At 68.7% G+C, this 23,276-nt stretch carries 19 protein-coding genes; 10 read left to right on the forward strand and 9 right to left on the reverse strand.

The genetic code is table 11. The features are described from left to right. Positions 1-248: 248 nt before the first annotated feature. Positions 249-1,832 (reverse strand): tannase/feruloyl esterase family alpha/beta hydrolase, encoded by a 1,584-nt coding sequence (locus VDQ18_RS03995; RefSeq protein ID WP_323019726.1) that lies wholly within the window; start codon positions 1,830-1,832, stop codon positions 249-251. Between the two features lie 168 nt (positions 1,833-2,000). Further along, entirely contained in the window at positions 2,001-2,723 is a 723-nt protein-coding gene (locus VDQ18_RS04000; RefSeq protein ID WP_323019727.1) for a transglutaminase family protein, read from the reverse strand. Positions 2,724-2,879: 156 nt separating this feature from the next. Here VDQ18_RS04000 and VDQ18_RS04005 point away from each other — a divergent pair, with 156 nt between their 5' ends. From VDQ18_RS04005 to VDQ18_RS04015, 3 genes are all read left to right on the forward strand, one after another. Beyond that, on the forward strand, positions 2,880-3,215 hold the full coding sequence (locus VDQ18_RS04005; RefSeq protein ID WP_323019728.1) for a hypothetical protein: 336 nt from the start codon (positions 2,880-2,882) through the stop codon (positions 3,213-3,215). A gap of 82 nt (positions 3,216-3,297) precedes the next feature. Next, the gene (locus tag VDQ18_RS04010) at positions 3,298-4,338 is read left to right on the forward strand and encodes a type I restriction endonuclease (protein ID WP_323019729.1); all 1,041 of its coding nucleotides are present in this window, start codon (positions 3,298-3,300) and stop codon (positions 4,336-4,338) included. A gap of 72 nt (positions 4,339-4,410) precedes the next feature. Then, positions 4,411-6,303 carry a cation-translocating P-type ATPase gene (locus tag VDQ18_RS04015; RefSeq protein ID WP_323019730.1) on the forward strand — a complete coding sequence of 631 codons (1,893 nt, stop codon included), beginning with the start codon at positions 4,411-4,413 and terminating at the stop codon, positions 6,301-6,303. A 3-nt stretch (positions 6,304-6,306) separates the two neighbouring features. On the opposite strand, the gene VDQ18_RS04020 is transcribed toward VDQ18_RS04015, so the two are convergent. From VDQ18_RS04020 to VDQ18_RS04050, 7 genes are all read right to left on the reverse strand, one after another. Beyond that, on the reverse strand, positions 6,307-7,188 hold the full coding sequence (locus tag VDQ18_RS04020) for a hypothetical protein (RefSeq protein ID WP_323019731.1): 882 nt from the start codon (positions 7,186-7,188) through the stop codon (positions 6,307-6,309). Between the two features lie 11 nt (positions 7,189-7,199). Then, positions 7,200-8,684: a hypothetical protein gene (locus VDQ18_RS04025; RefSeq protein WP_323019732.1), complete on the reverse strand. Its 1,485-nt coding sequence runs from the start codon at positions 8,682-8,684 to the stop codon at positions 7,200-7,202. Then, complete coding sequence (locus tag VDQ18_RS04030) at positions 8,669-9,763, reverse strand: glycosyl hydrolase family 8 (protein ID WP_323019733.1); 1,095 nt, start codon at positions 9,761-9,763, stop codon at positions 8,669-8,671. Before VDQ18_RS04030 ends, VDQ18_RS04025 begins: the two co-directional genes overlap by 16 nt. Further along, positions 9,760-11,988, reverse strand: coding sequence for a cellulose biosynthesis cyclic di-GMP-binding regulatory protein BcsB (locus tag VDQ18_RS04035; RefSeq protein WP_323019734.1), 2,229 nt, complete (start codon positions 11,986-11,988; stop codon positions 9,760-9,762). Before VDQ18_RS04035 ends, VDQ18_RS04030 begins: the two co-directional genes overlap by 4 nt. Beyond that, a complete protein-coding gene (gene bcsA / locus VDQ18_RS04040) occupies positions 11,988-14,399 on the reverse strand; it encodes a UDP-forming cellulose synthase catalytic subunit (RefSeq protein ID WP_323019735.1) in 2,412 nt (803 codons plus the stop codon). The genes VDQ18_RS04035 and bcsA overlap by 1 nt, the downstream gene beginning before the upstream one ends. 50 nt (positions 14,400-14,449) lie before the next feature. After that, entirely contained in the window at positions 14,450-15,187 is a 738-nt protein-coding gene (locus VDQ18_RS04045; RefSeq protein WP_323019736.1) for a hypothetical protein, read from the reverse strand. Between the two features lie 288 nt (positions 15,188-15,475). Further along, the gene (locus VDQ18_RS04050) at positions 15,476-15,934 is read right to left on the reverse strand and encodes a nucleoside deaminase (protein WP_323019737.1); all 459 of its coding nucleotides are present in this window, start codon (positions 15,932-15,934) and stop codon (positions 15,476-15,478) included. Between the two features lie 85 nt (positions 15,935-16,019). Here VDQ18_RS04050 and VDQ18_RS04055 point away from each other — a divergent pair, with 85 nt between their 5' ends. From VDQ18_RS04055 to dtd, 7 genes are all read left to right on the forward strand, one after another. Continuing rightward, on the forward strand, positions 16,020-17,060 hold the full coding sequence (locus VDQ18_RS04055; RefSeq protein ID WP_323019738.1) for a pseudouridine synthase: 1,041 nt from the start codon (positions 16,020-16,022) through the stop codon (positions 17,058-17,060). A gap of 192 nt (positions 17,061-17,252) precedes the next feature. Beyond that, on the forward strand, positions 17,253-18,242 hold the full coding sequence (locus VDQ18_RS04060; RefSeq protein ID WP_323019739.1) for a 5-bromo-4-chloroindolyl phosphate hydrolysis family protein: 990 nt from the start codon (positions 17,253-17,255) through the stop codon (positions 18,240-18,242). Continuing rightward, positions 18,235-19,401: a toxic anion resistance protein gene (locus VDQ18_RS04065; RefSeq protein WP_323019740.1), complete on the forward strand. Its 1,167-nt coding sequence runs from the start codon at positions 18,235-18,237 to the stop codon at positions 19,399-19,401. Before VDQ18_RS04060 ends, VDQ18_RS04065 begins: the two co-directional genes overlap by 8 nt. Next, positions 19,379-20,332, forward strand: coding sequence for a DUF2927 domain-containing protein (locus VDQ18_RS04070; protein ID WP_323019741.1), 954 nt, complete (start codon positions 19,379-19,381; stop codon positions 20,330-20,332). Before VDQ18_RS04065 ends, VDQ18_RS04070 begins: the two co-directional genes overlap by 23 nt. A 35-nt stretch (positions 20,333-20,367) precedes the next feature. Further along, positions 20,368-21,480 carry an SPFH domain-containing protein gene (locus VDQ18_RS04075; RefSeq protein ID WP_323019742.1) on the forward strand — a complete coding sequence of 371 codons (1,113 nt, stop codon included), beginning with the start codon at positions 20,368-20,370 and terminating at the stop codon, positions 21,478-21,480. Between the two features lie 6 nt (positions 21,481-21,486). Beyond that, positions 21,487-22,665, forward strand: coding sequence for a primosomal protein N' (replication factor Y) - superfamily II helicase (locus VDQ18_RS04080; protein WP_323019743.1), 1,179 nt, complete (start codon positions 21,487-21,489; stop codon positions 22,663-22,665). After that, positions 22,665-23,102, forward strand: coding sequence for a D-aminoacyl-tRNA deacylase (gene dtd / locus VDQ18_RS04085; RefSeq protein ID WP_323019744.1), 438 nt, complete (start codon positions 22,665-22,667; stop codon positions 23,100-23,102). The genes VDQ18_RS04080 and dtd overlap by 1 nt, the downstream gene beginning before the upstream one ends. Positions 23,103-23,276: the final 174 nt, after the last annotated feature.

Here is a 23,276-nt window from a genome sequence, read left to right on the forward strand (position 1 = left end):
GCCCACTATTACTGCGGGCTCAGGCAAGGTGCGGCGATCTTTGTCGCCGTCAATACTAGATATGGTGGGAGAAAAGGCCATGCCTGTAAAGGAAATTTCCTGTGGACAAGCGACAAGGCGCCGGGAATTCCCGAAATAGCTGGGGATAACTGCGCTCGTGCCCGGATCGGCCCTGCCCGCTGCCCCGGCGCGGGATGGCAAAAGGGCCCGCGAAGAACGCGGGCCCGGATGTCTCGGCCAAGCCTTGTTTATTCCACGCAGCGGAAGCTGGCGGCGTCGGCCTCAGGCCCAGACTGGTATTGCGGCCAGGTCGGATAGAGGCAGAGCGGGCGGGTCACGCTGCCATCCTCCGAGGCATTGACCAGCTCGCCCGGCGCCTGATCTTCGGTCACCCAAGCTTCCAGCACGCTGAACAGATCCGCCCGGTTCGGCATCCCCGCCGGCCCGACGCCGCCGTGGTTGATCGAGGGGAAGATGTAGAAGCGGGCAAAATCCTGCACGGCTTCGGGGCCCAGCGTCTCGTTCACGCGGGTCCAATAGGCCGCGACCTCGCCCGGGGGAACCTCGGAGGCGCCGCCGGCATAGAGGATCATCCGCCCGCCGTGGTCGCGGAAGGCCGAAAGGTCCGGGTTGGTCGCGTCCAGCAAGGCTGAAACCTCCTGAATCCGGTCGCGCAGGGCGGGGTCGTTCGGGTCGAAGCCGAAGCTGTCGTATTCGGCATCGCGCGCGAGGATGAAGCGGGCATAGGCGTCGCCCAGCCCCCAGACATAGCCGTCATTGGCGCCCTGGTTCGGGGCGGGACGCGAGGGCTGGGCGCGGCTGCCGGCGAAGCTGCCCTGCCAGACGGTATTGCCCCAGGGATAGCCCGCATGGCCGGTCAGCCCGTTGGCCAGCTCGTACTCCAGCGTGACCGGACGGTGCATGTTCATCACCGCGTCGAGCTGCGCCTGCGTCAGGCAGCCCTCGGTCGCGCCCTCGGCACAGAGGAGGCCGGTCAGATCCGGCGCGCAGCCCTCGAAATCGGCGATCCAGCCATCCGCCAGCCCGTCCTGCGGGTCGCATTGGGCATAGACCGCCTCGGTCACCAAGGGCGCGAGTTCGGGGCTGACCCAGCCCGCGCCGTCGTTGCCGTAGAAGCCCATCGAGGATTGCAGATGCGCGAAGTTGAGCCCCGAGAGGTTCGACACCGGATCGCCCACGAGGATGCCCTCGTAGCGGGTCGGGTGATCCTGCGCGGCGATCATCGCCTCCTTCCCGCCCTGCGAGAAGCCGATGAAATAGCGCAGCTCCGGCGCGCGGCCGTAATGCGCCTCGATGATCTGCATCGCCGCCTCATAGGTCTCGCCGACCGAGGAGCGGGCGTAGCGGGTGAAGGCCTCGTCATTCAGCGCGAAGGAGGCGCGGCGCGGGTCCCTGTCCGGGCCGAAGGGCAGGCTGTCGGCGGAATGGCCGCTGTCGCCCGAGAAGGTCGCATGCCCCCGGTGCGGGAAGGCGGCAGCCGCCTCGGCGGTCTGCCAGCGCCCGCCGTCCTGCCGGGGGATGCTGCCATTATAGCCGCCACCGCCGAATTGCACGGCCGCGCCGCTCCAGTCCTCGGGCAGGACGACGCGCAGGCTGATGGGCCAGCCCTGGGGGTCGGTCGGCGGCACCTGCGCCAAAACCTCGCAATGCGCGGGCTGGGCGTCGGTGGCCGCGACACTCTGGGCCGAGGTCACGGTGACGCCGGTCAGGGCCTGCGCCCCCAGGGCATCGCAGGCGATCTGCGCCTGAGCCGGCAGGACGGCAAGTGCCATCACCCCGCTGGCGAGCGGGATCGAAACTTTGAAAAACATGATCTCTCCTCCAAGGCCGGAGGCACCCCTCCCGGTGCCGGCCTCCGCCCCGACGGGTCAACAGAGGCCTGCCACACGCTAAGGGCGAGCGGGTTGACTTGTCAACGATGTATCCATGGATGGCCACATTCCACCGTTCCAACGGCAATTATGAATCCAATGTATACATCATGACTGGTTATGGCCCCGCAGCCGCCCGACGCGCGCATTCATCCAATGCCGGATGACGTAACGATAGAGCCAGCCGCGCAGCCCGCCGAAACCCTGCGCATGGCGGGCGTAGAAGGCATCGGGACTGTCCCAGAGGCCCAGATCGGCATTGATGCCGGTGCGCTGGATGTAGGTGCTCTCGCCCCGCCAGGCGACGCCCGGCGCCTCCAGACACTCGGTCCCCGCACCATAGCCGCACAGCGCCCCGGGGCCGAAGCGGCGTTGCAGCGCCGAAAGATATGCGGTGTCGAGGATGAAGCCCTCCAGATCCAGCCAGCGCCCCTGATGGCGGATCTCGACCCAGGAATGCAGGATGCTCTCGGGCGCGATCGGATAGACCAGCGGCGGCACCACCCCCTTTTGCAGATGCTTGTGGATGGTGAAGCCGTGCAGCCGGCAGGGCACGCCCAGCGCCCGGAGCAGCGCCATCAGCAGGATCGCCTTGGTGTTGCACTGGCCATAGCCATCGGCCAGGACCTCCGAAGCCGGGATCGCATCCGCGCGGTTGTAGCCGAAGGCAACCTCGTCGCGCACGAAGTCATAGGCGGCACCGATCCGCCCAGCCTCGGGCAGCGCCGCCCAGCCGCGGCGGGCGATCAGCGCGGTCAGCGCCGGGTGGTCGAGATCCAGAAGCGGGGTCCGGGCCAGCAGCGCGGCTTGGGTCGGGGCAAGGTCGTTCATCACAGTCTCCAGGAGGGGCAGCGCGGTGGTAACTCCTCCAGTCACTGGAGGATCAAGCCCTTTCTCGCCCGCCCCGCACGAGCGCGTGACAGGGGATAGGCGTGGGCCGCGGCCGGGCGTAGGCTGAAAGCCCCGCACAGCCGCCCGGAGGTTCAGATGCGCCCTGCCCTGCCGCTCGCCGTCCTGCTCGCCCTGCCCCTGCCCGCCAGCGCCGCCAGCTACGATTGCACCCTGCCGACGCTCACCCCAAACGAGCAGGCGATCTGCCAGACCCGCGACCTCAACGACATGGATGTCGAGATGGCGACCATGTTCCGCCTGCTGAGCGGCCTGTTCGGCATGGGCATGCGCGGCGCGATGCAGGACGACCAGCACGCCTGGCTGCAGGGCCGCATGGCCTGCGGCCCCGACACCGCCTGCATCCGCCACGCCTATCGCCAGCGGATCGACGCGCTGCAGGCGATCTATGACGGGATCGACCGGCCGATTTGAAACGCCGGTTCTTGCGGAATTTCTTGACTTGCGCCTTTCCCGAGGCTCACCCTCGATTATTGGTAATCTGGGGGGACCGGAATTGAGTATCGAGCAAACCATTAAACTCCTGTCGGATCGCGTCCAGCAGCATTCTACGACGATGCTGACCGAGGAAGCCGTGAAAACCGCGGTCGTCCTGCCCTTCCTGCAAAGCCTCGGCTACGATGTTTTCAATCCAACCGAGGTGATCCCCGAATTCAACGCCGATGCCGTGGGCAAAAAAGGCGAAAAGGTCGATTACGCCATCAAGATCGACGACACGATCCGAATTCTGATCGAATGCAAACCGATTACTGTGCAGTTGGAGCGGGTCCATCTGGCGCAATTGTTCCGCTATTTCACGGTCACCACGGCGAAATTCGCCATCCTCACCAATGGCCGCCATTTTCAGTTCTATTCCGACCTGGATGAGCCCAACAAGCTGGACGCGCGCCCTTTCCTGACCTTCGATCTGGCCGAGCCGCAGGCGCATGTTCTTGCAGAGCTGAAGAAATTCGAGAAGAAGGGTTTCAATGTCGAGGCGATCCTCGCCGATGCGGAGCGTCTGCGCTACACGTCGGCGGTCAAGGCGCAGATCCAGAAACTGATGGACGAGCCGCCCGAGGAATTGGTGCGCCTCGTCGCCGCGCCCCTGCACAGCGGGCGTTTCACCGCGCAGATCATCGACCAATTCCGCGGCCTCGTGAAATCGGCCTTCCGCGACATGGTGCGCGAGGCGGTGCAGGTCCGGCTTTCCTCGGCGCTGGCCACAACGGAGACACCGGCGGAGGAGACGCCCGAATCCGCCAGCGACATCGTGACGACCCAGGACGAGATTGACGGCTATCTGATGATCAAGGCAATCGTCGCCGGGACAATCAAACCGGCCCGCGTGGTGATGCGGGACCAGAAAAGCTATTGCGGCATCCTGGTGGACAACAACAACCGCCGTCCGCTGGCCCGGCTGCATTTCAACCGCTCGACCAAGTATGTCGGCCTCTTCGACGGGGAAAGCGAGGAACGGGTGCAGCTCGGCTCGCTCGACGATATCTACGATCTGTCGGACCGTCTGCGCGAGACCGCCTCGCGCTATGCCGACTAGGCCCTACGCCGATCCGGCTTGCCCCCCGGCCCGCTGCGTATCATAGCAGCGGAAGCCGGGGGATGAACCACGATGAAATTCCGACTGCCTGACGCCGACCTCCTTTTCACCGCCCTCACCCTCACCGGCCTGTTGCTGGCGGCGCTGGCGCGGTGGGCCTTTCCGCAGCCGGGGGTGGAGGTCGCGGGCTATGTGCTGGCCTATCTGGCGGGGGGCGTGCCGGCGTTTCTCAGGGCCGGGCGGGAGCTGATCCGCGAACGGGTCCTCGACATCGACCTGTTGATGGTGGTCGCGGCGTTGGCGGCGCTGGCTGTCGGGGCGGCGATGGAGGGGGCGGTGCTGCTCACGCTCTTCTCGCTGTCCAGCACGCTCGAGGATCGGGCCATGGGCCGCGCCCGCCGCGCGGTCGAGGCGCTGATGGCGCTCAGGCCCGACACGGCGCTGAAGCGTGAGGGGAGCGCCACCCGCGAGGTGCCGGTTGCGGCGCTGGTTCCGGGCGATGTCGTGGTCCTGCGCCCGGGTGCAAGGGTGCCGGTCGACGGCACCATCGCCGAGGGCAGCGGCGCGCTCGATGAAAGCACCATCACCGGCGAATCCATGCCCGTGCACAAGGGCCCCGGCGCGCCGGTGTTCGAGGCGACGGTGAACCTGGATGGCGTGCTGGACGTGACGGTGACCCGCGGGACCGCCGAATCGACCGTGGCCCGGATGATCGCCCTGGTGACCGAGGCGCAGGCGGCCAAGGCCCCCTCCGAGCGGTTCAGCGCGTGGTTCGGCCAGCGCTATACCGTCGCAGTGCTGCTGGGCGCGATCCTGGCCTTCGGCGTCTTCATGGCGTTGGGCTGGGGCTATGACGTCGCGCTCTACCGTGCGGCGACGCTGCTGGTGGCGGCCTCGCCCTGCGCGGTGGTGATCTCGGTCCCGGCCGCGATCCTGAGCGCGCTGTCGGCTGCGGCGCGGGGGGGCGTCCTTTTCAAGGGCGGCGCGGCGCTGGAGACCCTGGCCGAGGTCCGGGCCTTCGCCTTCGACAAGACCGGCACGCTGACCACCGGCAAGGCCGAGGTCACGGGGATCTGGACGCCGGACGGGGACGAGGCCGGGTTCCTGAGCGCACTGGCCGGGCTTGAGGCGCAATCCGAACACCCGATCGGCCGCGCGGTGCGGGCCGAGGCCCAGCGCCGGGGCCTGTCCCCTGCCCCGGTGACCGAGGTGCATTCGGCGCCCTCCGAGGGGATCGAGGGGCAGGATGCGGCCGGGTCGCTCTGGGCCGGGAACGCCCGGATGGTGGCGCGGCGCGGCGCGGGGTCGGAGGACCCGGCGCTCGCCGCGCTGGCCGAAGGGGCCGAGACGCTGATCTATGCCGGGCGCGGCGAGCGGCTCCTCGGCGCGGTCACGGTGGCCGACCGGCCGCGCGCCACCTCGGCCGCGGGGCTCAGGGCGCTGAGCGCGGGCGGCGTCACCGAACGGGCGATGATGACCGGCGACCGGCGGCCGGTGGCGCTGAGGATCGGCGCCGAGCTGGGCCTCAGGCCCGAGGAGATCCACGCCGACCTTCTGCCCGGCGACAAGGTGCGTCTCATCGCGGCGATGACCGAACGCGGCAAGGTGGCCTTCGTCGGCGACGGGGTGAACGACGCGGCGGCTCTGGCGCGGGCCGATGTCGGCATCGCCATGGGTGCGGCCGGGTCCGAGGTGGCGCTGCAGGCCGCCGATGTGGCGCTGCTCAGCGAGGACATGACCCGGCTGGCCGAGGCCCACCGTCTGGCCCGCCGCACCGCCCGAATCGTCAAGCAGAACCTGACCTTCGCGCTGGGGGCGATGGCGGTGCTGGTAACCGGCGGGCTCTTCTTCGAGCTGCCCTTGCCGCTGGCGGTGATCGGGCACGAAGGCGGCACGGTGCTGGTGGTGCTGAACGGGCTGCGGCTGCTGGCCGATCCGATCCGCAGCGACCGGCGTGGGCGCTGAGGCTCAGCCGGGCATCAGCACCCTGACGCCCTCGATCCCCGCCAGATCGCCCCATTCCGTGGCATAGCCCGCGTCGAGCTCCTGCAGCCGGGCCCGCGCCCAGCCGGGCAACCCGGCGGCGGGGTCGGGATCGGGCGCGGCGCCGTAGCGGCGGGCGAAGACCCCCGCCACCTGCCGCAGCTGCCCGGCGCTGGCGGGCGGCGCCTCGGCACTGGCCAGATAGCGGGTGAGGCGCAGCCGAGCCTCGGCCCCCAGCCCGGCGGCGGCGAAATCCAGAAGGCCTGCGGGCGGCAGGGGTGCGCGGTTGCCGACGATCTCGGCCAGCACGCCCGGCCAGACCTGCGGCAGATCCTCGTGCCGCCAGGCCAGCAGCGAGGCGCCCGGCACCTGTCGGCGGATCGTGTCGGCCAGCCGCGACCAGGGCAGCGTGTCCTCGGTCAGCAGGGGCAGCAGCGCTTCGGCCGCGCCCGCCTCGTCGGGCAGGATCGCCGGGATCACGCCCGAGGCCTTGCGCACCGCCAGCAGGAAGCTGAGCCCGGTGCGGGGAAAAAGCGTGCGCAGCCCATAGAGGCGGCGCGCCACGTCGCGGGTGTAAAAGCCATCGGGCGCCAGCACATCGGCGACGCTGCCCAGCAGGCCCGGGGCGCTGACCACCATGCGCCGCCGCTGGCCCGTGGCGCCAAGCCCCCTGAGCAGCGCCTCTTCGCGCGTCAGCGGGTCGGCGTCGCGCTGGAGATCCAGCGCCTCGGAGATACGCGCCAGGAACAGGCGCGGCGGCGGGGCGACGATCCCCCCAGCCTCCAGCGCGGCGCGGTTCTGGGCGATCCAGGCCGCGACTTGCCCCCGGTCAGTGCCATGCGCGCCGATATGAAGGACAAGGCGCACCCCCTGCGTCCCTAGCCGCCGGTCACGGCGGTGCGCGCATTGTCCAGTGCCGCGCGGGTCTCGTCGGTCGACAGCTCGTTGTTCAGCCGCTCGAACTCCGCCAGCGCCTGACGCGGCTGGTCGTTGTTCTGATAGGCATAGGCGCGCAGCATCGCCAGATCGCGCCGCAGGGGCCCGGTGAGTTGCTCCAGCGCATTCAGATAGGCAATCGACTGGGCATAATCGCGGCGGTGGAAGGACCGGACGCCCCGCTGGTCGAGGATGGTCGATTCCGCGGTGATCCGCTGCTCCTGCGTGAGGTTCGTGGCGGCGGCGAGGCGCGCGGCCTCTTCGGTCATGTTCATGGCCAGATAGGACAGGATCATGCCGAAACGCGCATCGCGCGGCACGTTGCCGCCCAGACCGCCACCCGATTGCACCGTGGCCGAGAAACCGGCCAGCGCCTCGCCCGTGCGGTCGAGGTTATAGGCGCACCACGAGCGTTCGTAGAGCAGCTCGATGGAGCGCGGATTGGCCGAAGCGGCGAGGCAGGCGGGCCAGTTGCCCTGTTCCTTCAGCGCGCGGGTCTGGCCGACGCGGCCGTCGCCCCTGAGCGCGAGGCGCCCGGCGGGCACCGGGACCGAGGGCGCCGGGGCTCCGACGCTGGGCGCGGCGCTGACGACCGGGGCGGTGGCGGCAGGGGCGGGCGCGGCGGTGGTTGTGGTGGTCGCGGCAGGGGCGCGCGGGGTGCTGGCCCGGGGCGCGCTGCCGCCGCGCCCGGCGCGCAGGCGCTCTTCCAGCGGGTCGATCTGGGTGCGGTTCGCGGGGGCGGTCTGGCGCGCCACCTCGAACAGCTGCACCATCTCGTCCCAGCTGGCCACGTCATTGGCCTTTTCCAGCGTCGGGATGACGTCGCCCGCGCGGGTGCACGACGACAGCACGCCGCGATAGGTGGTCACGGCGTTGGCGTTCTGCCCCGCGCTGGCGTAAAGCTCGGCCAGGCGCCAGGCGTTGTTGATCCGGTCGCAGCGCATCAGCGCCGGAACCCGGCGGGCGGCGGCGATGGCCCCCGCCGCATCGCGCCGCGCATAGGCCTCGTCAAAGGCGGCCTGGGATTCGTTCAACTCCAGGACGCGCAGCATCTCGGCATCGGGCTGCCAGCCGGGCACGCGCGAGCGGGCCTCGTCGATCAGGCCCCGGGCACCGAGGTAATCCTGACGCTCGATCCGCGCCCAGATCGGCGCCACATCGACCGAGGCGGTGGCGGTGGCGCCCATCGCCCGCAACTCGTTGACGTCGCCGGGCGGCGTCCAGCGCGGGAATTGCGCGCGCAGGCGGCGCATCTCGGCCTGAACAGCGCGCTGGTCGTCGTGGTCGAGGTAATAGATCAGCGCCCGCAGATCCTCGGCCGCGGGGGCCTGGGCCATGGCCGGCATCGGCGCCATCAGGCTGAGCGCCAGGGCGGTCGCGGCGCTGGCCAGAAGGGGGCGGAGGGCGGGGATCAGATCGGCACGCATTCGGGGCTCACCTGGTTGGCAGCGATCATCGCGAACATCTGCAACGTCGCCGGGTAATAGGGTTGCGAGGGGTCGAAGGGCGGCATGTCCGACCCCACACTCCCCGCGGCACCGGCGCAGGACACCAGCGCGGCCAGCGCCCGGTAACCCGCGTCGGACGACGCCTCGAGCACCGCGCCCGACAGCGGGTCCACCCGCGTGGGCACCGGCACCCCGGGCTGCACGGTGCGGGCATAGACCCGCATCATCTGCGTGACCGCCGGGTGGCGGTTCAGGCCCGACCACACCAGATAGAGCGGCACGCGCATCGCCTCGTAGCCCGCAGCGGTCGAGAAGCCCTCGGCCGGGACGATGCCGCGGGGCGTGACCTGCACCCAGTCGGGCACCGGCCCGCTGTCGGCCATCCGCACCAGCATCGCCTCGGCATGCTGGGCGGTCTGTGCCAGCTCGACCACGCCGGTGGCCATCGCCACCTCGCGCATGGCCAGCGGCATGATGTAGCTGGGGTTGAAGACCAGCCGGTCCTCATGCACGAACCCCTGCGCCGCGGGCAGGAAGACCGTCTCGCCCGTATTGGCCAAGGAGGCCACGATGCAGCGTTCGGCCAGCGCCGTGGCGATCTGCTGGGCGCGGACCAGATGCTGGCGCTCGTTGAAGCGGTTGGCGGCGCGGACCAGCGCCCAGGCATAGAACAGGTCGCCGTCCGAGGCGTTGTTGAGGTCGGGCACCGGGTTGGGCTGCCCCGGCAGGAAGCGCCAGGCCAGCAGCCCGTCGCCGCGGATCGAGAGGTTCATCTCGGTCCAGTCGAAGATCCGCCTGAAGGCATCCTGATCGCCGAATTCGGTCGACAGGAACAGGCCGTAGCCCTGGCTTTCGGAATGGCTGGCGTTCTGCTGCAACCCGTCGACCACCCGGCCGTCGTTCTGCAGATAGGCGGTTTTCCACGCCTCCCAGACCGGCGCCGCGGTATGCGACAGATCCGCCGTCGTCAGCAGGCCCTGGGCGCCTGCCTCCCCGCCCGCGCAGGCCGCGGCGAAGGGCGCGACTCCGGCCAGCGTCAGGAAATGGCGTCGGTTCATTGCTTGTGCTCCCGCGTGGCGATCACCAGTCTGAGCGCGAAAAGCGCCGAGACGAGGGCAAGGAAGAAGAGGCCGGCCACGTAGCGGATCGGCATGGCCGAGACGACATTGCCGACCACATGGCGGACGTTGGACAGGGTGACGGCCTCCAGCAGCACCGGCTGGCGGTCGGGCGCGGTCCAGTTCTGCCAGCGGCCGTCCCGGTCGAGGACCGAGACCTGCCCGCGCGGCCCGTCGGTATTGGTGCGCGCCGCGACGATGGCCGAGGCGATGGCGCTGATGTCGCTTTCGGGCGCACGGACCATCCACAGCTGGTTGGGCCGCCCGGGGTCGAGTTGCAACAGGACGGCCTGGGCGTTCTGGCGCTCAAGCCATTGCTCCAGCAGCAGGCCCGAGCGCGGTTGCAGCCATTGCAGCGCCGTCTGGAACCCGTTCTTCAGCCAGTCCCAGCCGCGCGACAGCGCCGCACCGCTGTCCGAACGCTCGCGCGCGCTGAGCAGCGCATGCGCGGGCTCGGCGCCGGTGGCGGCCGGGGCGGTGTCGTTGTGCAGAAGCGCCGCCTCCAGCGCCCGACGGCTGAGCTGATAGCCCCCCAGCGGCACCGAGCCCAGATCGTCCAGCGCCAGCAGGTAGAGATGCGTGTTCAGCGCCACCGCATCCGGCCGCTCGCCGCCGCTGAGCGCCGCCTGAAGCGTCACCACGTCGTTGTCGTCGAAGGAACGTGCCGACATCTCGTTGGTCTCGACACTGGCCGGGGTCAGCCCGGCGAAGGCGATGTGCATGTCGGGCAGATACATCGACGGGCTGTAGGGCACCGAAAGGGTCGAGCTCTGGCCGATGGCCAGGATCGGCGTGTCGTTGAAGGGGCACGGCATGTCGGGGGGCGAACCCGGGACCAGCACCTCGAAGCTGAGCGTGTTGATGCCCGCCCGCAGGAGCCGCGCCTCGAAACGGACCGGGAATTGCTCGATCAGCTCGCCGCCGCCGCGCCACATCGGCAGCAGGCGGACGTTCTCGTTGTTGATATGGACCAGCAGCACCGATTGGTCGGGCAGACCCTCGATGAAGATATAGTCGAGCCGGATCTCGGCCTTGTCATTGGTCAGGACGATCCAGTCGTCGGGCAGCCGGAAGCGCGTGTCGATGCGGGCGTAATGGTCATAGACCTCGGTCGTCGCGAAGCCGAATTCCGAGAAGGCGACCGGGCGCATCGTGTCGATCAGGGGCGGTTGGGCCCGGTCGGCGACGCGCGGCAGGATGTTCTCGAATTCAGGCAGGGCATGCGGGCGTTCGTCGGGGACGAATTCGACCACCATGACCTGCGCCCCGTCACCCGAGACGCGGAAGGTCAGCCGGTTGACCGCCGACGGCAGGAAGGTGATCCGCGCGGCCGAGCGCCCGGCGCCCTGCACCGACCAGTATTCGGTGAAGCGGAACGGGATCGGGTCCCCCCCCAGCGCGGCGCTGATCCGCTGAGTGATGGTCGAGACCCAGGCGTCGCGATAGGCGCCAAGCCCGTCGGCGCCGCGGATCTCGATCCCGCTGCCGGTGGCGGCGGCGGCGGCGAGGCCCATCAGGAACCCCTCCTGCCCCGAGATCCCCTCGGACGAGGCCAGCACGGCGCCGGAATTCGCGAGGTCGATGTCCGACCATAGCGCGAAGGAGGCTTCCGGCCCGCAATAGATCCGGTGGTATTGCACCAGTTCGATGCGGACATTGTTCTGTCCGGGCAGCACGGCGGCCGCGTTCATCGGGAAATCGACGGTGCCGAAGCTGGTGAAATTCTCCAGCCGCCCCTCGCCCACCATCGTCTCGTTGACCCAGACGCGGTAATGCGAGCGCTCGGGCAGGACGTTGATCGAGGACAGCGTGGAAATCCTGAGCGCGCGCACCTGATCGGGGCGCGGCACGAAAAGCGCGAATTGCAACGTGCGCCGCTCGCCGTCAAAGCGGATGGCGCTGCCCGCGGGGCGACCGCGGGCCTCGATCGGGCGCAGGGGGCTGATCACCGTGGGATCGACGGCGATTTCCTCGACATAGGTGCCGCGATGGGCCTCGGCCTCGATCCGGTCGGCATTGAGCTGGTCGATCATGCTGTCCGAGACGCCGCCCGACGGATCGCTGTCCAAGGGCAGCGGGATGATCCCGCCCGATTGCCCGAACGCCGCGCCCGGCAGGGCGAGGGACAGGAGGGCCGCGGCCAGAAGGGGACGGAGGCGGCGCATCAATAGGCCTCCCCCGGGGTGTTGGCGCCCTGCGGCGGCGCACCGCGCCCGGCATTCTGCGAGATCGCCGCCTGCAGCAGGCTGATCGGCCGGTCGGTGGTGGGCGGGTCGAACGCCTCGCCGAAGGCCATCATGTGGGCGGGCACCGTCCGGGTCACCTGGGCGTTGCGCTCACGCTCGCGCACGCGCTGCTGGCGGGCGGGTTCCTCGGCCAGCGCGCGCAGCGTGTGATAGATGCCCTGGAAGGACAGCTGGAACACATAGAGCATGCCCCGGATCAGGCCCATCTTCTTGTGGCGGCGGGCGCGGATCGCTTCCCACGAGGCGCTGTCGCCGAAGATCATGTGGGCGATGGTCTCGCGCACGATCATCGGCTGGGTCGGGTCGAACTTGACGCCCAGCGCCACCGCCTCGCCCTCACGCGTGACGCTCTGGACCTGCACGCGGACCGCGTTCTCCAGATGCGGCGAGCGGGGGAATTCGGGCGTGAAATAGAAGGTGTCGGCGACGCGGGGCATCACCGGCGTGGTGCCATCGGGCAGCGGTTTCGAGCGCAGGACCAGCCGGCAGCCCGAGGTCGAGGCATCGACCACCGTCGCGGGCAGGAATACCGGATGGTCGAGGCCCAGCGCCACGGTGGCGGGAACGTTGACCGGCACGCGCGGCACGGCGCGGCGTTGCTGGCGCTCGGCCACGGCGCGCATCGAGGCGCCGACCAGCAGGAAGTTGTAGATCGCCCAGCCACCCACCACCATGATGATGTTGTGATCGCCCGGGAACATGACCCAGCGCACCGCCGCGGCGACGACGCCCAGCAGCGTCAGCGCGAAGATGAAGATCAGGGGCTTGTAGATCGGCGAGACGAAATCCTCTTCCAGAACCTCGTCCTTGGCGGTGACGTTGAACTTGGCGCCGCGCGGGTTCCAGAAGGTCTTGAAGATCGCCGCCGCCAGATAGGGCGCCTGCGCGGTTTCGTAGATCTCGGACACCAGAGGCCAGCGGACCTTGCCGTAAAGGGCGTTCTGGATCAGGAAGTTCACCGCCATGTAGCTGGTCATGTAGACCGCGACCTCGCCGATGGTGGCGACGAAGATCTGCAGGCCGAAGAACAGGTACATCAGCGGCGCCAGGATGAAGGTCATCCGCACCAGCGGGAACAGCCAGAAGGTCATCGAGTTGAGGTAGCACAGCTTCTGCGTCAGGCTGAGGCCCCGGTATTTCAACGGGTTCTTCAGGATCAGAAGCTGCATCATCCCCGTCGCCCAGCGGCCGCGCTGCTCGATGAAGGAGACGAAGGTCTCGGGCTGCAGACCCGCGATCATGGCGTGATCGACATAGAGCGATTTCCAGCCGCGGGCGTGGATGCCCAGCGCGGTTTCCGCGTCCTCGGTGATCGTGTCCCCGGCGAAACCGCCCGCCTCGTCCAGCGCCTTGCGGCGCAGAAGCGCCGCCGAACCGCAGAAGAACGCCCCGCCCCAGCGGTCAAGGCCGCGGTGGCTGAGGTGGTAGAACATCTCGTTTTCCGGCGGGCAATCGTCGCGCAGGCCGATGTTGCGGTCGATGGGATCGGGGTTGAGGAAGAAGTGCGGCGTCTGCACGAGGAACAGCTTCGGATCCTCGACGAAATAGCCGACCGTGCGGGCCAGGAAATCGCGGCTGGGCACGTGGTCGGCGTCGAACACCACGACGATATCCCCGTCGAGTTTTTCCAGCGCCGCCGACATGTTGCCGGCCTTGGCATGGACGTTGCGCTCGCGGGTCGAATACATCACGCCCAGCTCGGCGCAGAGCTGGATCAGGTCGCGGCGGCGCTTGCGGGCCTTCTCGGCCAGTTCGGGATTGTCGCTGTTGCAGCGCTGGTCGGTGCCGCCGTCGTCGCAGAGCACCACGGTGCGCTTGTGCTCGGGGTAATGCATGTTCTTGGCGGCCGAGAGGGTGACCGCCAGCATTTCGACCGGCTCGTTGTAGGACGGCACGAGGATATCGACCGTGGGCAGATCGCTGGCCGCGACGCGGGGCGGCAGCGTGCGGTTCACCGGATCGGCGGTCATGAAGGCCGACAGGAAGAAGACGCCGATCGCATAGGTCTCGACCATGAACAGCACGATGGCCGGGATGAACGAGACGACATCCGTCACCGGCGGCAGCGTCTCGGTCACGCGCCAGGCCCAGTAGCGCAGCACCAGGGTCGAGGCGATGGACATCATCGCGAACCGCGCGACCATGCTTTCCATGACAACCGGCTTGAGCGCGACGACGACCAGGAACGAGGCGATGCCCAGCGTGGCCTGCACCTGGATCGAGGTCGGCACGCTGACAAGCCCTGCCACCAGGACCAGAAGACCCAGCCACAGCAGCAGATTCGTCTTGTCGCCCAGGGACAGCGTCCGCGTCCCGATCATCTTGCCCATGTCACCTGTCCCTGCAAAACTCTTTACCTCCCCGAACCTGGGTGTCGGGCTCAGCCCTGAGGCGCCGCATGCGGCGACATCGTGTAAATCGTGCCGCTGGCGCCCCCGACCCCGAAGGCGCGGCCGCCCATCGGCTCCATCGCCTGCTCGAGCGAGCCGTTGACGCAATTGCGCATCATCACGTCGAGCGCCTGCGTACCGCGCGGCAGGGGCCGGGCACCGACCCCCATGCGCCGCAGCACCAGCACGCACAGCGTGCCCGCACCCACCGATTCGGTGGCATAGACATAGCTGCCCAGCGCGTCGGACCCGGTGTTCAGCCCCGAGGCCGAGACCCGCTCGAAGGGCGGCGGCAGGCCGCCGAAACGGGCCCGCATCTCGTCGAAGTCAAAGCGCGTGAGCTCAGCGCTGCGGCCGGTCTGGGCGCGGATATGCAGCAGGTTGTCGCCCCGCACGGCGGTCGCGTTCGGCAGGATGATCTTCTGCTCGATGGCGCCGTTGAGGTTGCGTTCGAAGACCAGAAGCGCCTCGGGCGCGTTGACCATGGCCCGCGAGGGCTGGACGACCGTGAATTCGACGGTGTTCTCCAGCGCCTCCATCCCGGGGTGGCTGGTGGAGTTGAAGAAACGGTTGAGGCCCCCCGCCGCCTGATCGCCCGCCTCCTGCGAACATCCCGCCAGAAGGGCCAGCGCGGCAAGCCCGCCCCACAGCGCGCGAACCGAGAGCGAACGCCCGGAATCGGACGCATCGCGGCGGGTTGGGGCCGTGGCCCGTGACCGGTCAAACATGGTGCCTGCTCTGCCTTTTTTCCGAGGAGTGCAGCGAACCACCCGTAGCGGCAGCCTGCAGGCCCCGGGGCTCACCCTGTGCCTGCGCCCAGCCGGGAACGCGTTTCTGCCTGTGCCTCGGTTTATTGTTTTGCCTGCAAATCTACTGAATTTGCCGGAATCGCGCAATCCACTTTCTCCGAACGGGCTACAAACGCTCGAATTTTAGGGATTTTCTTAGGATCACGTCCACAATTTGCGCCCGCTGCTCTGCGGGGCAGCATTTGTTGTGCGCAAAACGTCTGACATTCATCGCCGCAGGGTGGTAAAGAAGTCACGGAGCAGCCGCGCGGCCTCGTCCTCGGCGATGCCGTCATAGACCTCGGGCGCGTGATGGCACTGGGGATGGGTATAGACCCGCGGCGCCTGCGCCACGCCGCCCGATTTGGGGTCGGAGGCCCCGTAGTACAGCCGGGCGATGCGGGCAAAGCCGATGGCGGCGGCGCACATCGGGCAGGGTTCCAGCGTCACCCACAGCGTATGGCCCGGCAGCCGTTCGCTGCCCGCCGCGGCGCAGGCCGCGCGCAGCGCCAGCATCTCGGCATGCGCGGTGGGGTCGGACAGCTCGCGCGTGCGGTTGCCGGCCTGCGCCACGATGCGTCCCGAGGGGTCCACCACCACCGCGCCGACCGGCACCTCGCCCCTGAGGGCGGCCGCCCGCGCCTCGTCGAGGGCGATCTGCATGGGGCTGGCGGGAACGGGCTTCATTGACATGGCGGGCGCAACACGGTTGATGGGACTGGATGCCCGCTTGCGCGCCGCCGTGCAAGCCCAGACCCTTTCCCGGAACCCGATGACCCTGACGCCCAAGCCCCCCCGCCGTCCTGCCGCCACCGCCCTGCCCCAGGGCGACAAACGGGCGGGCGAGCGCATCGCCAAGGTGCTGGCGCGCGCCGGTGTCGCCTCGCGCCGCGCGGCCGAGACGCTGATCGCCGAGGGCCGGGTTTCGGTCAACGGCACGATCATCGACAGCCCGGCGCTGAACGTGACGCCGCGCGACAAGGTCACCGTCGATGGCCAGCTGCTGGGCGCCAAGGAGCCGACGCGCGTCTGGCTCTATCACAAGCCTCTGGGTCTGGTGACCTCGGAGAAGGACGAAAAGGGCCGCACCACGGTGTTCGAGACCCTGCCGCCCGAACTGGGGCGCGTGCTGTCGGTCGGGCGGCTCGACCTCAATTCCGAGGGGCTTTTGCTGCTGACCAATGACGGGGATTTGAAGCGGCGGCTCGAACTTCCCTCGACCGGCTGGCTGCGCAAGTACCGGGTCCGGGTGAACGGCACGCCGACCGAGGCGATGCTGGCGCCCCTGAAGCTGGGCGTCACCATCGACGGCGAGAAATTCCAGCCGATGATGGTCAATGTCGACCGCCAGCAGGGCGCCAACGCCTGGCTGACCGTCGGCATCCGCGAGGGCCGCAACCGCGAGATCCGCCGCGCGCTGGATACGGTCGGGCTGACGGTGAACCGGCTGATCCGCACCGCCTATGGCCCGTTCCAGCTGGGCAATCTGGAGCCCGGCGCGGTCGAGGAACTGCGCCCGCGGGTGCTGCGCGACCAGCTGGGGCTTGCGGCCGAGGACGTGGCCGAGGGCCGCGCCGCTCCCCCTGCCCCGCCCGCGAAAAGCGCCGCGAAAACGCCCGCCAAGCCCGGCCGTGCCCCGACCAAGACGCCGGTCGGCGCCGATGGCAAGCCGCAGCGCGTCTCCTGGGGGATGAAATCCCACGGCGGGCGCAAGGGCCCCGATGGCGAACCGGCCAAGCCGAAATCCTGGGGCACCAAATCTGCCCGCCCGACAGGCGATGCGCCAAAAGGTCGGCCCAAGCCCCGCGGCTGACCCGCCATCGGCGCTTTCCATTCGCCCGACAGCTGTCTTATAGTTTCCACAACACGCCCTATATCTGGGGGCGAATGCCTCCCCACCGGGTAACGACAGGGAAACGGACGTGACCACCACCGGCTTGCAGAAAACCGCCTATGCGCTGCTGATCGCGCTTCTCGTCTACGCCTGGGTCGTGGGGGGCTGAGCATGGCACGACGCTATGGCGGCCCCTACAGCCCCGGCGGCGATCCGCGCCCGGAGGACGAGCGCACCGCGCCCGCGCCCCGGTCGGCGCGCCGCCAGCGGGCCCGCCGCCATCCGGCCGGCTTTCGCGTGAACCTGCTGTTCGTGATGCCCTTCCTCTGGGCCTTCAGCGCGTTTTTCCGCGATCCCGCGGGCATGGCGCAGCATCTGGGGGTCTTTGCGCTTCTGATGTTCTCGGCCTGGCTGACGCGTGAGGGGGTGATCGCCCAGGACGCGTATGACCAGCGCCGCGTCGCCCGCCGCCCGGCCATTCCGCGCAAGATCTTCGGCTCTGTTGCGATGGGGCTTGGCTTGGCGCTGGCCGGTGTCGGCAGCGCCTATGGCATGGCGGTGCCGGTGGTGCTGGGCCTGATCGGCGGCGCGCTGCATCTCACTGCCTTCGGGCCCGACCCCTTGAAGAGCAAGGGGATGGAAGGGGTCGACGAATTCCAGACCGACCGCGTGGCCCGGGCCGTCGAAGGCGCCGAGGCCTATCTGCGCGCCATGTCCGACGCCATGCTGCGCGCCCGCGACCGCGATCTGGAGGCCCGGCTCACCCGCTTCCAGTCGCATGTCCGCGAGCTGTTGCGCGCGGTCGAGGACGATCCGCAGAACCTGACCGCCGCCCGGCGCTATCTCAGCGTCTATCTGCAGGGCGCCCGCGACGCGACGGTCAAGTTCGTCGAGGTCTACGAGCGCCAGCGCGATCCCAGCGCGCGCAAGGATTACCTCGACCTTCTGGACGATCTGGAAGAGAATTTCATGCTGCGCACCGAGACTTTGCGCGATTCCGACCGCCAGGCGATGGAGATCGAGATCGACGTGCTGCGCGAACGCCTTGAACGTGAGGGGCTGCGCCCCGCCCTGCCCCCGGCCAATCCCGCCATTGACCCGCTCTCTCCGGCATTTCAGAACCAGACGAAAGTCCCCGTGAAAGGAAACCCCGATGTCTGACGACGTTCGCCAGCAGGCCACGCAACTGACGACCGCCATTCAGGAAGCGACCGCGCTGCGCCTGCCCGAGCCGGTCGGCGAACTCGTCCCCCTGGAACAGGCCGATGCGCCGGTGGCCGAGGCCATCCGCAGCCGGATGAACGAGATCGACATGACGGAAACCTCGTCGATCATCGGCTTCGGCTCGCGCGCGCAGCTGGAATTGCAGACCATCAGCCAGGCGATGCTGGACGATGTGAGGAACAAGGACGTGGGCCCGGCGGGGGACAGCCTGCGCCAGATCGTCACCACGATCCGCGGTTTCTCGGTCAGCGAGCTGGACACGCGGCGCGAGCGCAGCTGGTGGGAACGCCTGACCGGCAAGGCCGCGCCGCTGGCGAATTTCATGGCCCGCTACGAGACGGTGCAGGGCCAGATCGACAAGATCACCGAAACCCTGCTCGGCCACGAGACGGTGCTCCTGAAGGACATCAAGTCCCTGGATCTGCTCTATGAAAAGACCCTCGACTTCTATCACGAGCTGGCGCTCTACATCGCCGCGGGTGAAGAGAAGCTGAAGGAACTCGACAGCGTCACCATCCCCGCCAAGGTGGCCGTGGTCGAGGCCGCGCCCGAGGATCAGAAGATCATCGTGGCGCAGGAACTGCGCGATCTGCGCGCGGCCCGCGACGATCTGGAGCGCCGGGTGCATGACCTGAAACTGACCCGTCAGGTGACGATGCAATCGCTGCCCTCGATCCGGCTGGTGCAGGAGAACGACAAGTCGCTGGTCACCAAGATCAATTCGACGCTGGTCAACACCGTACCCCTTTGGGAGACCCAGCTCGCCCAGGCGCTGACCATCCAGCGCTCGAAGGAAGCGGCGGAATCGATCCGTGCCGCGAACGATCTGACCAACGAACTGCTGACCAAGAACGCCGACAACCTGCGCGAGACCAACCGCGTGGTGCGCGAGCAGATGGAGCGCGGCGTCTTCGACATCGAGGCCGTCAAGCACGCCAACGAAAGCCTGATCGCCACGATCCAGGACAGCCTGCAGATCGCCGACGAGGGCAAGGCCAAGCGCGCCGCCGCCGAGGAAGAACTGCGCAAGATGGAGGCCGAACTGCGCGACTCGCTCGCCGCGGCGAAGGCGCGTGGCGACAACCCGGCGGCCTGAGCGGGCCGCCGCCCTCTCTGCGCTGGTGCTGACCGCGGCCCTCGCCGCGGGCTGCACCTCGCTCCAGCGGGGGGAACCGGCGCCTGGCCCCAGCGCCGCCCCGCAACGCCCGGCCGAGGTGCTGCCGGTCGACCCCAGGTCGGCCGACATGCGCGCCTATTACACCCGGATCGAGGACGAACGCCGCGCCCGCGGCCTGATGCGCACCGATCCCGGGACGCAGGATGTCGTCGTGACCCCGGCGCGGCTGGCCGAGACCTATATCGCCATCGCCCTCAACAACGAGCTGTCCACCCCCGGGGCCAGCAGCGCCAGCGTGCTGCGCCGCTGGGAGGTGCCGGTGCGCTACAGTCTGGAATTCGGCGCCTCGACCGGGCGCGCGACGCGGGTGCGCGATTATCAGGATGTGCGCGCGCTGGCCGCGAGGATGGGCACCGCCGCGAACCACCCGATCACAGTGGCGCCCCTGGGCGACAGTTCGGGGAATTTCCACGTGCTGGTGCTGTCGGAATCCGAACGCCAGGAGGCGGGCGAGCGCATCCGCACCCTGATCCCCGGCATCGACGAGCGGGCCGTGCGCCTGATCACCGACATGCCGCGCGAGACCTTCTGCCTGGCCATGGCCTTTGCCCGCGACGGCTCGGCCGCCTATACCGAGGCGATTGCGGTGATCCGTGCCGAACACCCCGACCTCACGCGGCTCGCCTGCTATCACGAGGAGCTGAGCCAGGGCCTGGGTCTGGCCGCGGATTCGGGCCGCGCGCGGCCCTCGATCTTCAACGACGACCAGGAATTCGCGCTGCTGACCGACCTGGACCTGCTGCTTCTGCAGATCCATTACGACCCGCGCCTGCGCCCCGGCATGACAGAACGTGAAGCCCGTCCGATCATCTTTTCCATTGCGTCCGAACTGGTGGCGGGTGCAAGTTGACCGCAGATTTGAAAGCATTTCCGCAGGAGTGACCCATGGTTTTCAGCTTCCTCAAGGGCCAGTTCATCGACGTCATCGAGTGGCTCGACGACAGCCGGGACACACTCGTCTACCGTTTCGAACGCTACGGCAACAACATCATGATGGGCGCCAAGCTGACCGTGCGAGAGGGGCAGGCCGCCGTCTTCATCCATGAAGGCCAGCTTGCCGATATCTTCGGCCCGGGGCTCTACGAGCTTGAAACCAACAACATGCCGATCATGACCGCGCTGCAGCATTGGTCGCATGGCTTCAACTCGCCCTTCAAGTCCGAGGTCTATTTCGTCAACACCCGGCGCTTCCCGGGCCTGAAATGGGGCACGCAGAACCCGATCATGCTGCGCGACCCGGAATTCGGGGCGCTGCGCCTCCGGGCCTTCGGCAGCTACACGATCCGCGTGACCGACCCGGCCAAGTTCATGACCGAGATCGTCGGCACCGATGGCGAGTTCACCCAGGATGAAATCTCGGGCCAGATCCGCAACATCGTCGTGCAGAAGGTCAGCCAGTCGCTGGCCGCTTCGGGCATTCCGGCGCTGGACATGGCGGCGAACACGCAGGACCTGTCGAAGATCGTCGGCGATGCGATCCAGCCGACGCTGACCGAATACGGCCTGTCGATGCCGGAGCTCTATATCGAGAACATCTCGCTGCCGCCTGAGGTGGAGAAGGTGCTCGACCAGCGCTCGTCCATGGGCATCGTCGGCGACCTGAACAAATACACCCAGTTCTCGGCCGCGCAGGCGATCCAGAACGCGGGATCCGCCGGTGGCGACAGCGCCATGGGGACCGGGATGGGTATGGGGATGGGCATGGGCATGGCGCAGGCCATGGCCAATGCGATGGGCGGCATGGGCCAGGGCAATCAGGCCGCCGCCCCGCCACCGCCTCCCCCCGCCGCGGCGCAATTCCACGTCGCCAAGGACGGGCAGACCACCGGCCCCTTCGGCACGGCCACGCTGCAGCAGATGATGGGCGCGGGCCAGTTCGACCGCGACACGATGGTCTGGACGCAGGGCATGGCCGGCTGGGCCAAGGCGGGCGAGGTGCCGGCACTGGCCTCGCTCTTCGCCTCGATGCCGCCCCCGCCGCCGCCGCCCGCGGGGTAAGCCGCCATGAGCCCCAGCGACGACACGCCCCCGCCGCCGCCCGGCGCGGCGCCCTGGGGGCAACCGACACCCCCGGCCCCCGCCCCTGAGCCCGCGGGCAGCGACGAGCACCGCTTTCCCTGCGAGAATTGCGGCGCCCAGCTGCGCTTTGCGCCGGGGCAGCGGCGGCTGACCTGCCAGTATTGCGGCCACGAGCAGGACATCCCCTATACCGAGGACGAGCGCGACACCGCGCTCGAAGCCTATGACCTGCGCGAAGCGCTGGCCAACCACCTGCCGCCGCAGGCGATGGAGGAACACCGCGTCCTCAGCTGCACCAATTGCGGGGCGCAGGTGGAATTCGACCCGGCCCAGCATGCGGCGCAATGCCCGTTCTGCGGCTCGCCCGTCGTCACCGACACCGGCACCCAGCGACAGATCAAACCCGGCGCCGTGCTGCCCTTCAAGCTGACCGAACGCGAGGCGCATGACGCGATGCGCGGCTGGCTGGGGCGGCTGTGGTTCGCGCCGAACAAGCTGAAGGAATACGCGCGCTCGGACGGCTCGCGGCTGGACGGGCTTTACGTGCCCTATTGGTCCTTCGACAGCGACACGCGCAGCCGCTATCGCGGCGAACGGGGCGACGCGTATTACGAGACCCGCACCGTCACCCGCAACGGCAAGACCGAGACGGAACGCGTGCGCAAGATCCGCTGGACGCCCGTGTCGGGCCGCGTCGCGCGGGATTTCCGCGACATGCTGGTCATGGCCTCGCAATCGCTGCCGCGCAACTTCGCCCATTCGCTGGAACCCTGGATGCTGGGCGAACTCGCCCCCTACAACCCGCAGTACCTCTCGGGCTTCCGGGCCGAGGGCTATACGGTCCAGCTGCCCGAGGGTCATGTGATCGGCATCCAGCGCATGGACGAGGTGATCCGCCAGGACGTGCGCCGCGACATCGGCGGCGACGAGCAGCGGGTGCATTCGGTCGATACCGACCACGACAACGAGAAGTTCAAGCACGTCCTCTTGCCGATCTGGATGGCGGCCTATCGCTACCGCGACAAATCCTATCGCTTCATCGTCAACGGCCAGACCGGCAAGGTGCAGGGCGAACGGCCCTGGTCGGCCTGGAAGATCGCCGGCGCCGTGGTGCTGGCGCTGATCGTGGCCGGTGTCGTGGTCTATTTCACGCAAGGAAAGTAATGCGCGCGCTGATCCAACGGGTGACTTCGGCCTCGGTCGTGGTCGAGGGCGAGACGGTCGGCGCCTGCGGGCCGGGGCTGCTGATCCTGGTCTGCGCCATGCAGGGCGATGACGAGGCCCGGGCCGAGGCGCTGGCCGAGAAGATCCTGAAATTGCGGATCTTTCGCGACGAGGCGGGCAAGACCAACCGCTCGCTGGCCGATGTCGGCGGCGGCGCGCTGGTCGTGTCGCAGTTCACGCTGGCCGCGGATACCTCGCGCGGGAACCGCCCCGGGTTCTCGGCCGCTGCCGCCCCGGACCTGGGCCGCGCACTCTATGAGCATTTCGCCGCCTGTCTGGAGGCGAAGGGCGTCACGGTCGGACGCGGGATCTTCGGGGCGGAGATGCAGGTGTCGCTGGTCAACGACGGGCCGATGACGATCTGGCTGGACCTCTGAGCGGTTTCGCCCTGGGCTGACGCCTGCGGGCGACCGAGGCGGGGGGCTGCTCGCCCCCAGAGAACGCAAAAAGCGGGGGGCTGCTCGCCCCCCGCGCCCCCTCGCCAAAGGGGGGAGCACGCTCGCCCCTTTGGATACCCCCCGTGGATATTTGCAGAACGAAGATGGGGTTTG

This window comes from Pararhodobacter sp. (assembly GCF_034676075.1).
Taxonomy (GTDB): domain Bacteria; phylum Pseudomonadota; class Alphaproteobacteria; order Rhodobacterales; family Rhodobacteraceae; genus Pararhodobacter.

Bases quoted from the DNA above. Each gene is read 5' to 3' on its own strand.
- VDQ18_RS03995 (WP_323019726.1), bottom strand. From the start codon at position 1,832: ATGTTTTTCAAAGTTTCGATCCCGCTCGCCAGCGGGGTGATGGCACTT.
- VDQ18_RS04000 (WP_323019727.1), bottom strand. From the start codon at position 2,723: ATGAACGACCTTGCCCCGACCCAAGCCGCGCTGCTGGCCCGGACCCCG.
- VDQ18_RS04005 (WP_323019728.1), top strand. From the start codon at position 2,880: ATGCGCCCTGCCCTGCCGCTCGCCGTCCTGCTCGCCCTGCCCCTGCCC.
- VDQ18_RS04015 (WP_323019730.1), top strand. From the start codon at position 4,411: ATGAAATTCCGACTGCCTGACGCCGACCTCCTTTTCACCGCCCTCACC.
- VDQ18_RS04025 (WP_323019732.1), bottom strand. From the start codon at position 8,684: ATGCGTGCCGATCTGATCCCCGCCCTCCGCCCCCTTCTGGCCAGCGCC.
- VDQ18_RS04030 (WP_323019733.1), bottom strand. From the start codon at position 9,763: ATGAACCGACGCCATTTCCTGACGCTGGCCGGAGTCGCGCCCTTCGCC.
- VDQ18_RS04035 (WP_323019734.1), bottom strand. From the start codon at position 11,988: ATGCGCCGCCTCCGTCCCCTTCTGGCCGCGGCCCTCCTGTCCCTCGCC.
- bcsA (WP_323019735.1), bottom strand. From the start codon at position 14,399: ATGGGCAAGATGATCGGGACGCGGACGCTGTCCCTGGGCGACAAGACG.
- VDQ18_RS04045 (WP_323019736.1), bottom strand. From the start codon at position 15,187: ATGTTTGACCGGTCACGGGCCACGGCCCCAACCCGCCGCGATGCGTCC.
- VDQ18_RS04050 (WP_323019737.1), bottom strand. From the start codon at position 15,934: ATGAAGCCCGTTCCCGCCAGCCCCATGCAGATCGCCCTCGACGAGGCG.
- VDQ18_RS04055 (WP_323019738.1), top strand. From the start codon at position 16,020: ATGACCCTGACGCCCAAGCCCCCCCGCCGTCCTGCCGCCACCGCCCTG.
- VDQ18_RS04060 (WP_323019739.1), top strand. From the start codon at position 17,253: ATGGCACGACGCTATGGCGGCCCCTACAGCCCCGGCGGCGATCCGCGC.
- VDQ18_RS04065 (WP_323019740.1), top strand. From the start codon at position 18,235: ATGTCTGACGACGTTCGCCAGCAGGCCACGCAACTGACGACCGCCATT.
- VDQ18_RS04075 (WP_323019742.1), top strand. From the start codon at position 20,368: ATGGTTTTCAGCTTCCTCAAGGGCCAGTTCATCGACGTCATCGAGTGG.
- VDQ18_RS04080 (WP_323019743.1), top strand. From the start codon at position 21,487: ATGAGCCCCAGCGACGACACGCCCCCGCCGCCGCCCGGCGCGGCGCCC.
- dtd (WP_323019744.1), top strand. From the start codon at position 22,665: ATGCGCGCGCTGATCCAACGGGTGACTTCGGCCTCGGTCGTGGTCGAG.